The following is a 13,578-nucleotide window of genomic DNA, read 5'->3' as shown; positions in this document are numbered from 1 at the left end:
TGCAAAATGTTGCATAACGGTGTGCCGGAATGCAGCGTTGTGGAGTATCATGCTACCAGTTGTTCAACGAGGAAACGGTGATTACATGAGCGAATCCGCATCGCACCATCCGTCCGCAGCTCCGGACATCCCCCAGCCGCAGGGCGGTTTGGGCATCTTCCGCCTCGTCACCACGGTCATCACGCTCATCGTCGGCGGCGGCGTGTTCACGCTGGCCGGCGACCAGGCGGCAGGCGGCGCCAGCGGTGCGGCCATCCTTACGGCGTGGGGCATTTCGGGCGTCGGCGTGCTGTGCCTCGTGATGACGTTCTTCGCGCTCTCGCGCATCAAGCCCCAGTTGAAGGGCGGCATCTACAGCTACGCGAACGCCGGGTTCGGCGACTTTTTGGGCTTCAACAGCGCGTGGGGCTATTGGATCAGCGCGCTGCTGTGCACGGTCAGTTTCTCGGCGCTGCTGTTCGGCGCGCTCTCGTACTTCTTCCCCATCTTCGGCGGCGGCACAAATCTGCCGTCGGTCATCGGCGCCAGCATCCTCATCTGGTTCTACGTGTTCCTCGTGTCGCGCGGCATCAAAGAGGCCACGGGCGTGAACGCCGTCATCACCATCTCGAAGTTCGTGCCCATCTTCGTGGCCATCACGGCCATCATCTTCTTCCAGAAGTTCGATCTCGGCATCTTCCTCGCGAACATGTCGCAGGGCGCCGAGCCGGGCCTGCCGTTCTTCGACCAGGTGAGCAACACCATGATGATCACCATCTGGGTGTTCGTCGGCATCGAGGGCGCGGTGGCCATTTCCGGCCGTGCGAAGAAGGAGCGCGACGTGGGCAAGGCCACGATCATCGCGTTCGTGTGCGTGTTGAGCATCTACCTCATGGTGAGCGTGCTCAGCATGGGCGTCATGCCGCTGTCCGAGCTGGCTCAGCTTGAGAATCCGGCGCTCGCCGGCGTCATGGAGCACGCGGTGGGGCAGTGGGGCGCCATCCTCATCAACGGCGGCGTGGTGCTGTCGCTCGTCGGCGCGATGCTGGGCTACACGGTGCTGTCGAGCGAGTCGCCCTACGAGGCCGCCGAGCAGGGCGTGTTCATCAAGGCCTTCGCCAAGACGAACAAGAAGGGCGCGCCCATCGTCACGCTCGTGGTGACGAACATCATCATCGAAGCGTTCCTCGTGATCATGCTGTTCTCGGACAGCACGTACCAGTTCTTCTACGCGCTGTCGGCCGGCATGATTCTGCTGCCGTACCTGCTGTCGGCCGCGTATTTCGCGAAGCTCACGTTCACCGAGCCCGATGCGTTCAAGGGCAAAGTGGGCGGCAGCCTCGTGGTGTGGCGCATCTTCGGCGTATTCGGCGTGGTGTACAGCTTCTTCTTGGCGTGGGCTTCGGGCTCGGTGGGCCTTACCTTGATGTCGCTTCTGTACGCGCCGGGCATCCTCATGTACATCAAGGGCAAGAAGGAGCGCAACGAGCCGTACCTGAAGAGCGCCGTCGACAAGGTGGTCGTGGCCATCATCCTCGTCGCCGCCGTCGTGTCCCTCGTGCTGCTGTTCACCGGGCAAGTGGTGCTGTAGCGCCCTTCGCGTCTCGCGTACCCTGCTTCCTCGAGAGGCCGCGCTCGTTGCGAGCGCGGCCTCTCTCGCTTTCCGCGCTCGGACGGGCTTCGCACGCGAACCGTCTGCCCCGCTGCTGCTGGCCTTGCAGCTTGTAGCATGAACTCCGCACGTTCGGTCTCGCACCGACGAATTCCCCATCATTTTGATGTGAATTCAACCCGGTACGCCCCTTCTGCTTGACAAAGCGTCCGGGGGGGGGGGCATTATATGTTGAATACTCATGAAATGAGGTCGAAAAAACGCGGGAGGACGTGGGAGGTATGAACGAAACGACGCGGGTGCGCTCCATGGCTGTCGAGACGGTAGTGCCGGGCGATCCGATTCCGTACGAGGGTCCCTGCAAGAAACCGCAGGCGAAAACGCGCGAGACTATGGCAGCCATCCTCGGGTACCTCATCGAGAACACGCCGCCCGGTGGCTCGTTCGCGCTCGTCTCGCGCCATGTGCTCCAGTCCGATTTGTGTATCACGCCCGCTCGGTTGCGCAACGTCAAGCTCGCCCTCGCTCGTGCAGGCTACATCAGAGCCGTCGCCTGTTTCCGCGAGGATGGCGGCCAGCGCGAAAGCGCCTACCAGGTTACCGAGCAGGGTCGCGCGTTCCTGCGGGAGTATCGCGAAGGCGTGTTGCGCGTCGGCTCTCCTGCATCTCGCTAGCCGCATTCCTTTCCTGCGCTTTCCCGCGCAACGGGTTGCCCCCTCCCCTTCGGGCGCATGCTCGGGTACACTGGTCGATACAACATTCGGCGGGCATCGACGGGTCCGGGGTGGCGGACGGAGGAAACGCATGGAGCTTTTGGAGGAACGCATCAGACGCGACGGGGTGGTGAAGTCGGAAGGCGTCCTCAAGGTGGACAGCTTCCTCAACCACCAGCTGGATATCGATTTGTTCGACGCGATGGGCGAGGAGTTCAAGCGGCTGTTCGCCGAAGCCCCCATCACGAAGATCCTCACGATCGAAGCGTCGGGCATCGGCATCGCGTGCGTGGTGGCGCGGCATTTCGGCGTGCCGGTGGTGTTCGCCAAGAAGGCGCAGAGCATCAACCTGGACGGCGAGATGTACACGACGCGCATAGAGTCGTTCACGCACGGTCGGGTGTACGACGTGATCGTGTCCAAAAAGTTCCTCAACGCCGACGACCACGTGCTGATCATCGACGATTTCCTGGCGAACGGCTGCGCGCTCAACGGCCTCATCGAGCTCGTCGACGAAGCGGGCGCCACGGTGGAGGGCATCGGCATCGCCATCGAGAAGGGCTTCCAGCCCGGCGGCGACGACCTGCGCCAGCGCGGGTACCGCCTCGAATCGCTCGCCATCGTGGAGGGCATGGATCCCGAGACGGGGGAGATCGCGTTTAGATGAAAGCATTCGATCACGAAGAGCTGTTCAAGCTCGACGGCGACATCCCCGTCGTCCGCGCCGTTCCCTACGGTATCCAGCACATCCTCGCCATGTTCGTGGCGAACCTCGCGCCCATCCTCATTGTGGGCACGGCCGCGGGGTTAGCCGACGATCAGGTCGGTATGCTCGTTCAAAGCGCCATGCTCATTGCCGGTATCGGCACGCTCATCCAGCTGTTCCCGCTGTGGCGCGTCGGCTCGGGGCTGCCCATCGTCATGGGCATCAGCTTCACGTTCGTCACGGTGCTCACCGGCATCGTGGCCACGTACGGCTACAACGTCGCCATCGGCGCCATCATCGTCGGCGGCATCATCGAGGGCGTGCTGGGCCTGTTCGCGAAGTACTGGCGCCGCATCATCTCGCCCATCGTGGCTGCCGTCGTGGTGACCTCCATCGGGTTCTCGCTGCTGGGCGTGGGCGCGAACTCGTTCGGCGGCGGCACCGGCGCGCCCGACTTCGGCTCGCCGCAGAACCTGCTGCTGGGCACTATCTCGCTCGTGTCGTGCCTGGCGTTCCAGGTGCTGGCGAAGGGGAAGACCAAGCAGCTTTCGGTATTGTTCGGCCTGGTCATCGGCTACGCATGCGCGGTAGTGATGGGTGCGGTGGACTTCAGCGGCTTTCAGAACCTGCAGCTGTTCGCGCTGCCGCAGCTCATGCCGTTCGCTCCCGAGTTCGATCTGGGCGCCATCGTGTCGGTGACGCTCATCTTCCTCGTGTCGGCCACCGAGACCATCGGCGACACATCGGCGCTGACCATGGTGGGCCTCAATCGCGAGGTGCGCGAGAAGGAGCTGTCCGGCTCCATCGCGTGCGACGGCTTCGTCAGCTCGCTGTCGGCATGCTTCGGCTGTTTGCCCATCACGTCGTTCTCGCAGAACGTGGGCCTCGTGGCCATGACGAAGGTGGTGAACCGCAAGGCCATCGCCACCGGCGCCGTGATCATGGTGCTGGCTGCGTTCCTGCCGGTGATCAGCGTGGTGTTCGCGTCGCTGCCCGAGGCGGTGCTGGGCGGCTGTACCATCATGATGTTCGGCAACATCATCGTCAGCGGCTTCCAGATGATCGCGCGCGCAGGCTTCTCGCAGCGCAACATCCTCATCGCCGCGCTGTCGTTGGCCGTGGGCATCGGCTTCACGCAGGTGTCTGCGCTGTTCGCGAACTTCCCCGAGCTGATCCAAAGCGTGTTCGCGCAGAACTGCGTGGCCGTGGTGTTCCTGGTGGCCGTGGTGGCGAACCTTGTGCTGCCGAAGGATGCCGGCGTCGAGGGCGTGGCGACCGCGTCCGAGGAAGCATCCAAGGAAGCACCGCCGAGCATCGAAGAGGACGGCGAGCTGGCTGCGGTGTAGCGCGCGAGGGCAACGAAGTAGGGGCCGCGCATGATCGCGTGGCCCCTACTTATGGAAACCTGCGGGTTTCCGGTAACGGGTGTATGACCGGGTGGGGTAATGCCGTACGATTACATGGCGAATAGTCATATTAAGGAGGACCATCCGCAATTATGCCCATAGCACTCAGTTTGCTGCTCGTTCTGTTTTTCCTGCTTATGAATGCGTTTTTCGTCGCCGCCGAGTTCTCGCTCGTGCGGGTGCGCAAGTCGCAAGTCGAGATTCTCGTCGACGAGAATCGCAAGGGCGCCAAGTACACCAGGCTCGTCGCCGACAACGTCAACGCCTACCTCTCCGCTTGCCAGCTGGGCATCACGCTCGCGTCGCTGGCCCTCGGCTGGTTGGGCGAGCCTGCGGTGTCCGCGCTGTTCGAGCCGCTGTTCAAGGCGCTCAACGTTCCCGAGGCCGCCACGCACGGCATCTCCATCGTCATCGGCTTCGTCATCATCACCGCACTGCACATCGTTGTCGGCGAGCTCATCCCGAAATCGCTGGCCATCTTTTCCACCGAACGCTACGCCCTGTTCACGGCAACGCCGCTCGTGTGGTTCTATCGCATCACGTACCCGGTGATGTGGCTGTTCAACAGCATCACGAACGGCGTCATGAAGATGCTCGGCCACGACGTGGCCAACGAGCACGAGGTGTACACCGACGAGGAGATCAAGCTGCTCATCGACGAGAGCACCGAAAGCGGCCTCATCGATCCGGAGCAGAACGAATACGTGGACAACATCTTCGACCTGGGCGACAAAGACGCCGAGGCTATCATGACGCCGCGTACCGATGTCGTGTGCATCGACCTGGACGATCCGCTGGAGGAGAGCCTCCAGACCGTGCTGCAGTACAAGTACACGCGCTATCCTGTGTGCCGCAGCAGCAAGGACCGCATCGTCGGCTTCGTGCACGTGAAGGACCTTTACACGATGCCCAAGGACGCGACAGTCGATGACCTGCGCATTCGCATGATTCAGGCCGTACCCGAGAGCGTGCCCATCGCGAAGCTGCTGCAAACGCTGCAGGAGAAGCGCACGAAAATCGCCGTGGTCATCGACGAGCATGGCGGCACGGCCGGCATCGTCACGATGAGCGACATCATGGAACAGATCGTCGGTCGCATCGACGACGAGTACGCCCACGGCGGTTCGGACGAGGTCGTGCAGCTCGACGACGGCAGCTATCTCATCGACGGCTCCATGCCGGTGGACGAGGTGGAGGAGCTCATCGGGTTCGAGCCTGTGGAGTCCGAAGAGTGCGAGACGGCGGGCGGCCTGCTGCTCACCGTGTTCGACCGTATCCCCGACGAGGGCGATTCCGTCACGGTTGAGGACGGCGACGACAAGGCCACGTTCACCGTGGTCGACATGGATCGCCATCGCATCGACAAGATCCGCGTGGTCGTTGTCCGGTCGGCCGATCAGCCGGCGGGCTAGCGTCGCCCAGGCCGATCGCATTCGGGTTCGCTTCGCGCTAAGGCAGCCGCCGTGTCGAACGTGGTTCGGCGCGGCGGCTGCAACTTTTTCGACTTTGTGGCAAAGAGGGCGAAGCGCCATCAGGGGTTTTGTTGCGTCGGCAGCCGCCATCGACAGCGCCGTTTCGAAGCTGCTGCAAAATGCCTGGTAGCAAGCTTGCTCCCGAGCGCGAATCTGCCACAAAGTCGAAAAAGTTGCAGAAGCGGGCAAAATTGCTGCATAGAGCGCGAACGGGCGCCTTTGCGCCACGGGGAAGACGCTCGCTAGCTCACCTTCGCGCCGGCGAAGCGCTCGGCGTTGTGCCACAACATGTTCTCCAGCTCGTCTTCCGAGAAGCCGGCCGTGACGAACTGGTCGTACTCTGCGGCCGGATTCCACATGGGGTAGTCCGAGCCGAACATGATGCGGTCGGTGCCCCACATACGGGCGAGTTCCACCGTGCGGCGCTGCCCCAGGAAGAACTGGGAGCTCGATGCGTCCACGAACAGATTCTCGGCATCGTGGAGGATGTCGTAGCCCACTTCGTAGCGCGACCAGCAGCCGAAGTGCGCCGCGTCCACGACGAGGTTCGGGAATGCCTTCAGCACGTTCATGAGACGGCGCGGGTGCGAGTAGTCGTAGCGGTAATCGCCCGTGTGTATGACGATGGGCAGGCGCCCTTCGATCATCTCGTAGACATTCATGAGCCGGGGGTCGTCCATGTTCACGTGCTGCGTGTCGGGGTGCAGCTTCATGCCTTTGAGGCCCAGGCCGATGGCGCGCTCGATTTCCTTCTCGGGCTCCGGATAGTCCTGGTGCATGGCCATGAAACCGATGAATTCGGGGTGCAGCCGGCACTGCTCGGCGATGAAGTTGTTGATGGATTCCACGCTGCCCGGCGTCGTGGCCACCGAGTGCACGATGAAGTGCGTGATGGGCGCATGCTGCTGTGCGGAAAGCAGATGCTCCACCGTGCCTTCGCCGAACATGTCGATGACGTAGAAATCGCCGACGGCGTCGACAGCCCGCGATGCGATTTTCGGGGGGTAGATGTGGGCATGGGCATCGATGACGGCCATGGGCGCTGCTCCTTCACGGTGAGATGCTGAGGTTGAGGCCGTACGGCCCGCGTGTTTCGTTTCCGATTGTAGAGCATCGGACTCGGCCTCGCATTAATCAAAGGCCGGTTCTTGGGGATTTCGCACGCAAAAACGAGCCGCAACCTGAAATTGCGGGCTTTGCCTACCAGATGTGCTGGTGCAACCGAGCGCTTCGCCTCTAGAATGGATGAAAACGACGACGAAGGGGTGCTCATGGCGGATGCAAGCGTAGAGGCGGCAGGGATCACGGGGCTGGCAATCAAGTGGGCTTCGGGAGCGGTGAACGTCGTTGTGGTCGACGATGTCGAGGCGCACGCGATCGAGCTGACCGAAACGGCTCCGCGTCCTTTGGGCGAGAGCCAGCGGATGCGGTGGCGGGTTGTGGGATCGACGCTCGAGGTTGATTTCGGCTCGTGGTTCGAGTGCTTTCTGCTGGGGCGCAAGGATCTTGAAGTGCGCATCCCCCGTGCGTTCGCGAGCGCGTTCGAACGGGTGAGCGTCGAGGGGTCGTCGGGTTCGTACCAGGTGCGCGACATCGGATGCGGCGCGATGAAGCTCAAGCTGGCTTCCGGGAAGATCGATGTCGACCGGGTTGCCGCCCGCAAGCTGCACGTCGACGTGGCAAGCGGGTGCGTGTCGGCGGTGGGCTGCTTCGACGAGGGCGTGGACGTGCATGCGGCGTCGGGAGAGGTGTGGGTGCTGTGCGACGGCGCGTGCCCGCAATCGATCGACGCCGATATCGCAAGCGGCAGCGTGCGCGTGGCCGTCCCTGCGTCGTCGGGGTTCACGGCGCGCATCACGAAAGCGTCGGGAGCGTTCAAGAGCGGATTTCCACTCGAGCGGGTCGGTGGCGCCTATCGCCACGGCGACGGCTCCGCCCGCGTGTCCGCTCGCCTCGCAAGCGGCACCTTCGCGCTGGACAGCGTGGGGTAGGGGGAGTGGTCGGCTCAGCTCGCAAAAGTGTAGACTATGTGGAGTGATGAGAAATTGTTTGCGCTTGTAAAGATGAAAGGGTAATATTCTTTCTTGCCGCTTTTCCTGTTTGAAGGCACTTCGGGCAGGAGAGGTAGGCGCAACATAACGGTGCGGGGTGGAGCAGTCTGGTAGCTCGCCGGGCTCATAACCCGGAGGTCATAGGTTCAAATCCTGTCCCCGCGACCAGAAACTAACAGGACGGAAGCATTGCTTCCGTCCTTTTCTTTATGTCGAGATACACTCGACATCGTCATCAATGACAATAATGATTATATACTATGCTCTGGATCGTTATTTGCAGCGGAAGGACCGTCGGGATGGATGGCTATTTGTTCTTGGATGTCGAATGGGCCGACGCCCGGCGGCACATATGCTCGATCGCCTACCAGAGGACGAACTACGAAGGCGACTTGCTCGACAGCTGCTATCAGCTGGTGAACCCGCTGTGCGACTTCGAGCCGATGACGCAGCGCGTCCACGGGATCACCGAGGAGATGGTGGCGCACGAGCCGACGTTCGACGTCGTGTGGAACGAAGCGCTCGGGTCGCTGGTCGAGTCGAGCGTGGTGGTCGCGCATTGCGCCAAAACGGCCGACTGCCCCGCCATCTATCGGAGCTTGGAGTACGTCGAAATCGAAATGCCCGAGCTTTACTACATCGACACCGGCGAGATGGCCAGGCGCGTGCTGGGAGGTCGGAAATTCGGGCTGTCGACGTGCTGCGACTACTACGGCATCTCCCTCGACCAGCATCACGATGCGCTGTGCGATACGAACGCCTGCCGAGAGTTGTTTTGGCGGCTTGCAGAAGAGATCGAAGTGCCCGCCCCGCGGCCGTACGTGTTCGGCGGCAGCTCCAGCAGGAGCAGGGCACGATGGAGGTAAGGGACGGTGATGACCATGCATGAGACGGTTGCCATGAGCGAGACCGAAATTCGAGACTTGTTCGGATTCACGAAAACGAAGCCGATCGTGTTCAAGGAGCGCGGCGACGATGGGCAGGCGATTCGCACGCAGCCGGTGGTGGATATGCAGCTGATCAAGCTGGATAGCGACGGCAAGATGGGATCGCTGTCCATTACGCTTGAGGATGGTCGCGAACTGCGGATATGCTCGGCGTATCTCAAGGAAATGCAAGCTGCCCGCTTCACCTTCGAGACGAAGCTCGACGACGAGGAATAGCAGGGACCGCCGCGCCCAACGGCGCGGCGACGCGAGCCGGTTGGGGAGAGGGCTGTCGCCCGAAACGTACGGTTTTGGCGCGAAAACCGTACGTTTCGGGCGACAGCCTTGCGACGAGCCCTATCTCAGGGTGCGCTATAGGTTCAGGCCCAGCAGGTCGATGGCGTTCTGGCGGCCGATCTGCTCGCGGTCGGCGTGGCTGAGCGGCACGTTGTCGAACCAAAGGGCGGCCTCGTCAAGACTCTCGTACGGAGTGTCGGACGAGAACATCACGTGCGAGGTGTTGCACTCCATGAGCGTGTTCAAAAACGCTTGCGTGTTGAAGTGGCCGCTCGTGGTGACGTACACGTTCTGCTCGAAGTACTCGGTCAGGGGCTTCTTGTGCGCGCCGCACGGCTTCTGGTTGTTCAGGCGATGCTGAACGCGCGGCAGGCCGAAGGGCAGGCCTTCGCCGAGGTGGCCGAGGATCAGCTTGGCCTCGGGCAGCTCGTCGAACAGGCCGCTGCACAGCAGGCGCAGCGCATGCAGCGACGTCTCGGCGCCGAATCCCCAGGCGGAGCCCAGCAGGCCCTCGTAGCCCTCGTAGCCGCGCTGCTGGTTCGGGGCGGGGTCGCGCGGATGCAGGTACAGCGGCACGTTCAGCTCCACCAGCTTCTGCCAGAGCGGGAAGTTCTGCTTCTCGTCCAGGTACTCGATGTTGTTCTTATCGTTCTTCATCGTGTAGCCGTTCACCAGCGCGCCCACGAACCCGAGTTCCTTCACGCAGAACTCCAGCTCCTTGGCCGCGGCCTCGGGGTCTTGCAGCGCCACGGCGGCGAAGGCGTTGAAGCGGGTCGGGTACTTCTGCACGTAGTTCTCGTAGATCCAGATGTTCATCTCGTGCGCGCGCTGCACGGCCTCGTTGGTGTCGAGCACCTCCTGGATGCCGGGCTGGGTGAGCGACATGATGAACATCTCCACGCCGTTGCGATCCATCTCCTCGATGCGGATTTCGGGGGAGTGCAGGCGCGCCTTCACGGCCTCGAAGTAGTCCTCCTTGTTGCGGGCCGTCTCGTTCGCCGGGTCGCCCGTAGCGTCCCAGGTGGGGGACTCGTAATGCTCCTCGAGCGCGATTTTCCCATGCGCGACTTCCTGTCCGTAGGGCGCGACGTAGTCCTTGACGAACTCGGTGCGAAACTCGTGTGCCATCGTTCTCGTGCCTCCTTGTGGTTTGATGTGATCGGTTCGACGAGCTCGATTCTAGCGAGCGGAATTCCGGCTGGGTATCTGCAAAATTGGACGTATTGTAGGAATTCGGACATATGTAGTAAAATTGTGCGAGAACGGAAGCGCGCGGGCGCGGCAAGAGGCGCGCGGCACGACAGGAAGCGCGAAGGCGCGGCGCAACAGGACGCACAAGGGCGCACTGCGGCCTAGCGCCGCGCCGCGGCCGGGGAAAGGGGCGTCCCATGGATCGCACGAACGACATGCGGAAGGCGCGGAGCCGGCAATACCTGACGGACGCGCTTCTGGAGCTGATGCAGGAGAAGGACTTCGAGAGCATCTCGGTCAACGAGATCGTGAAGAAGGCGCGCGTGTCCCGCAGCACGTTCTACTTCCAGTTCGAGGACAAGTACTTCTTCGTCAACCAGATCATCGACGACGTGCTGGCCGACCTGCGTCGCGAGGCGAGCCCCACGCGGGAGGCGGAGCGCGGGCTCGAGCGCGAAAGCCACGACTACTACAAGCGGCATTTCGAGTACATATACGACCACGCGCAGTTCTTCGTGACGATGCTCGGCCCGCACGGCGCGCCCCTGTTCAACAAGAAGTTCGAGGAGAGCGCGCACCGCACGTACCGCGAGATATTCAGCACGTTCGAGGGCGGCGGCCTGGGCGATTCGCTGGATTACTTCATCCAGTACATCATCTCGGCTCACATCGGCATCACCATCAAGTGGATCAACGGCGGGCTGCGCGAATCGCCTGCATATATGTCGGAACTGCTGACAAGGCTGACGTTCCGCGGCCTGCTGCACGGCCTGGAGATGGACCAGCAAGTGACGTTGCCGCAGTAGGCGTCTACGCACATTGCCCTAAGAAGATACGCGCTTTGCGTACTGGCGGACGGCATCGGAAGTTGGGATGATGCTGCCATCGGGGAAGCGACGCGAGGGGGTGCCGAGTGGGCGATCGTGCTGGGGGCAGTCGGAAGCGTTGTCGGTCGAAAGCCTCGGTTTTTCGCGAAAAACCGAGGCTTTCGACCGACACGGATGGTTGTCCGAGTGCTCCTCGTTTGCCGGCTTACCGGTGGGTGATTCTGCTCGTCTCCTGCGCGCTCATTTTCATGACGAACTACCTGCAATTCCAGGTGTCGTCGCTCGCCCCGCTGATCGTGCCGCGCTTCGGGCTGGACTCGGTGCAGCTGTCCAGCCTTCTGCTGGCCCCGCTGCTGTCGGGCGTGTTCCTCAGCATTCCCGGCGGCGTTCTGTGCGACCGGTTCGGGCCGCGTGCGGTGGTGGCCGTGGCCACGGCGGTGTCGGTAGCGGCCGGCTTCGCCCGGGTATGCGCAGGCGATTACCCGTCGCTGTTCTGCGCGATGTTCCTGCTGGGGTGCTGCCCCGCCGTCCTGCAGGCCTCGCTCATCAAGCTGTTCTGCATCTGGTTCAAGCGATCAAGCAACATGGCCATGGGCATCTACTTCGCCAGCGCCTCGGTGGGCATTGCGTGCGCGCAGGCCACGTCCAACCTCTTCGCCGACATGGCCGTCGCGTTTCTCGTGCCCGCGGCGCTGTTCCTCGCTTGCGGGATAGCGTGGACCTTGTTCGCTCGCGACGTGCCGAAGGGCGAGGAGCCGCCGGAGGGCGAACCGGTCGCGCGCTACCTGATGACGGCTGCCGCCAGCAAGAATGTGTGGCTCGTCGCGCTTGCCGTGGGCCTGGGCATGGCGACGTCGACCGCGTACGTGGGTCTGTTCCCGCAGGCGCTGTTCGAGGTGCACGGGCTCGATCCGGAGTCGGCTGGAGCGACCGCGGCCATCCTGTCGCTGGGGTCGATCGCCGGCTCGGTGTTGGGCCCGTTGGTTTGCCAGCGCCTCGGGAGCGTGAAAGGCGCGCTCGCGGTCATCGTGGTGCTGGGCGGCATCGCGAAGCTGCTGAGCTGGACGCTGTTCGGTACGGTGGGCATCGCGGCGATGCTGCTGGTGAACGGCGCGCTCGGTTCTGCGGCGGGACCGGTGCTCGAAGCGCTTCCTGGGGCGTTTCCCGAAATCGGGCACAAGTATGCCGGCTCGGCCGGCGGGGTGGTGGGCAGCGTCAGCCTCGCCGTCAGCTACGGTCTGCCGCTGGCCGTGTCGGCCATTGCGGGAGCCGACTACTCGCTCAACCTCATCCTGGAATCGCTGTGCTTCGCGTTGGCCGTCGTGCCTATCGTGCTGCTGTCGAAGGTGCGCGAAGCACCGTCCATGTTGCCGCTCTGCGCCCCCGATCCTGTGCCGGCCGTTGCGCCGGAAGCGGCGTCGGCAAATCTGCCCGACCCCGCACCGGACCCTGTACCCCTGCCCTAGCCGGCGCGCATGTGCTGGCGCGCGAACACCGCCAGCTCCAGGCGGCTTTTCGCGCCGGCCTTCTTGTACAGGTTCTCCAGATGCTTGCGCGTGGTGGCGGGGCTGATGCACAGCTCCTCGCTGATGTCGCCGTTGCTCATGCCCTTCAGCAGGCACGACAGCACTTCGCCCTCGCGCGCGGTGATGTTGTGATCCTGCAGGAACTTCTCGAAATCCTTCTGGCTGCCGTCTTGCAGACGGTGCTGCGACAGGCGCTCGGTGATGTGCGGCTCCAGTACTTCGAGGATGAACACCTCTTTATCGCTGAAGTCGTTGAGCTTGCGGTTGAGGTTGAGCGACCCCAGTGGCCCCTTGGGGCAGGCGAACGTGCAGGTGAGCACGTTGCGCCCGCCGAGGAAATCTGAGTAGTAGGACGACGACCGCTTCTCCTCCTTCGAGACGAAATCGCTCTCGCGGATGACGCGCGATTCGTCGGTGGGGAACAGCTCGCGGATCTTGTCGCCTTCCCAGGCGGTTTCGAGGTACTCGTCCAGCCGGCCCTCCTCGCAGTCGATGCCGATGGGCGACGCGAAGAAGTTCGGCGTGGTGGACACCTTCGATAGGTCGGTGAGGAAGAACGCCGCCGATTCGTAGGGAATGAGGATGCGCAGCTGCTCGAGGATCGTACGTCGAAACGCGTAGTCTTCGTTGAGGCGATTCGCCAAGCCGATGATCTTGATGAGTTGCAGCCATTCGCCATCGGTGAGCAAGTTGATGGGCTGCGGCCCCTGTTCGTCTGGCATTGCGCCTCCCCGGCAACGATAACGCGGACCCTGCGGTTCGTCCGATACGGCCTAGTATAGCGCAGCGCCGCGCGCGCAAAAAGCCGACGGTGCACGCGGGCGCGGCGGCCGGTCTACCGCTTTGCGCGTAGAAAGATACGAAGTTCGGTC

General features: G+C 62.9%; 13 protein-coding genes and 1 tRNA gene. 11 read left to right on the top strand and 3 right to left on the bottom strand.

What is annotated here, in order from left to right; all coding sequences use genetic code 11:
- Positions 1–85: 85 nt before the first annotated feature.
- The 5 genes from C1A15_RS01195 (at position 86) to C1A15_RS01175 (ending at position 5,828) form a co-directional block, all read left to right on the top strand.
- On the top strand, positions 86–1,570 hold the full coding sequence (locus C1A15_RS01195) for a basic amino acid/polyamine antiporter (RefSeq protein WP_101720888.1): 1,485 nt from the start codon (positions 86–88) through the stop codon (positions 1,568–1,570).
- A gap of 302 nt (positions 1,571–1,872) precedes the next feature.
- Positions 1,873–2,265 carry a hypothetical protein gene (locus C1A15_RS01190; protein ID WP_101720887.1) on the top strand — a complete coding sequence of 131 codons (393 nt, stop codon included), beginning with the start codon at positions 1,873–1,875 and terminating at the stop codon, positions 2,263–2,265.
- 130 nt (positions 2,266–2,395) lie between these two features.
- Positions 2,396–2,971, top strand: coding sequence for a xanthine phosphoribosyltransferase (locus tag C1A15_RS01185; RefSeq protein ID WP_101720886.1), 576 nt, complete (start codon positions 2,396–2,398; stop codon positions 2,969–2,971).
- The gene (locus C1A15_RS01180; protein WP_101720885.1) at positions 2,968–4,356 is read left to right on the top strand and encodes a nucleobase:cation symporter-2 family protein; all 1,389 of its coding nucleotides are present in this window, start codon (positions 2,968–2,970) and stop codon (positions 4,354–4,356) included. The genes C1A15_RS01185 and C1A15_RS01180 overlap by 4 nt, the downstream gene beginning before the upstream one ends.
- A gap of 152 nt (positions 4,357–4,508) precedes the next feature.
- Positions 4,509–5,828, top strand: coding sequence for a hemolysin family protein (locus tag C1A15_RS01175; RefSeq protein WP_101720884.1), 1,320 nt, complete (start codon positions 4,509–4,511; stop codon positions 5,826–5,828).
- Positions 5,829–6,130: 302 nt separating this feature from the next.
- Here the strand turns inward: C1A15_RS01175 and C1A15_RS01170 are convergent, their stop codons facing one another.
- Entirely contained in the window at positions 6,131–6,925 is a 795-nt protein-coding gene (locus tag C1A15_RS01170) for an amidohydrolase family protein (protein ID WP_101720883.1), read from the bottom strand.
- Positions 6,926–7,159: 234 nt separating this feature from the next.
- On the opposite strand from C1A15_RS01170, the gene C1A15_RS01165 reads away from it, so the two are divergent.
- The 4 genes from C1A15_RS01165 to C1A15_RS01150 all read left to right on the top strand — a co-directional run bounded on the left by C1A15_RS01165 (position 7,160) and on the right by C1A15_RS01150 (position 9,102).
- Entirely contained in the window at positions 7,160–7,879 is a 720-nt protein-coding gene (locus C1A15_RS01165) for a DUF4097 family beta strand repeat-containing protein (protein ID WP_180952952.1), read from the top strand.
- Between the two features lie 151 nt (positions 7,880–8,030).
- A tRNA-Met gene (locus tag C1A15_RS01160) sits at positions 8,031–8,107 on the top strand.
- 131 nt (positions 8,108–8,238) lie between these two features.
- Positions 8,239–8,805 carry a 3'-5' exonuclease gene (locus tag C1A15_RS01155; RefSeq protein WP_180952951.1) on the top strand — a complete coding sequence of 189 codons (567 nt, stop codon included), beginning with the start codon at positions 8,239–8,241 and terminating at the stop codon, positions 8,803–8,805.
- A 9-nt stretch (positions 8,806–8,814) separates the two neighbouring features.
- Positions 8,815–9,102 (top strand): hypothetical protein, encoded by a 288-nt coding sequence (locus tag C1A15_RS01150; protein ID WP_101720880.1) that lies wholly within the window; start codon positions 8,815–8,817, stop codon positions 9,100–9,102.
- Positions 9,103–9,237: 135 nt separating this feature from the next.
- Here the strand turns inward: C1A15_RS01150 and C1A15_RS01145 are convergent, their stop codons facing one another.
- Positions 9,238–10,290 (bottom strand): amidohydrolase family protein, encoded by a 1,053-nt coding sequence (locus C1A15_RS01145; RefSeq protein ID WP_101720879.1) that lies wholly within the window; start codon positions 10,288–10,290, stop codon positions 9,238–9,240.
- 260 nt (positions 10,291–10,550) lie between these two features.
- On the opposite strand from C1A15_RS01145, the gene C1A15_RS01140 reads away from it, so the two are divergent.
- Together C1A15_RS01140 and C1A15_RS01135 are read left to right on the top strand one after the other, a co-directional pair.
- Positions 10,551–11,159, top strand: a complete 609-nt coding sequence (locus C1A15_RS01140; RefSeq protein WP_101720878.1) for a TetR/AcrR family transcriptional regulator — start codon at positions 10,551–10,553, stop codon at positions 11,157–11,159.
- A gap of 269 nt (positions 11,160–11,428) precedes the next feature.
- Positions 11,429–12,646: an MFS transporter gene (locus tag C1A15_RS01135; RefSeq protein WP_146001777.1), complete on the top strand. Its 1,218-nt coding sequence runs from the start codon at positions 11,429–11,431 to the stop codon at positions 12,644–12,646.
- Here C1A15_RS01135 and C1A15_RS01130 read toward each other — a convergent pair.
- Positions 12,643–13,428 carry a response regulator transcription factor gene (locus tag C1A15_RS01130; protein ID WP_101720876.1) on the bottom strand — a complete coding sequence of 262 codons (786 nt, stop codon included), beginning with the start codon at positions 13,426–13,428 and terminating at the stop codon, positions 12,643–12,645. The genes C1A15_RS01135 and C1A15_RS01130 overlap by 4 nt on opposite strands.
- Between the last annotated feature and the right edge of the window lie 150 nt (positions 13,429–13,578).

This window comes from Eggerthella timonensis (assembly GCF_900184265.1).
In the GTDB taxonomy this organism is placed as follows: Bacteria; Actinomycetota; Coriobacteriia; order Coriobacteriales; family Eggerthellaceae; genus Eggerthella; species Eggerthella timonensis.
The sequence above is the reverse complement of the archived record's forward strand: the minus strand, read 5'-3'. Positions and strand labels throughout refer to the sequence as shown.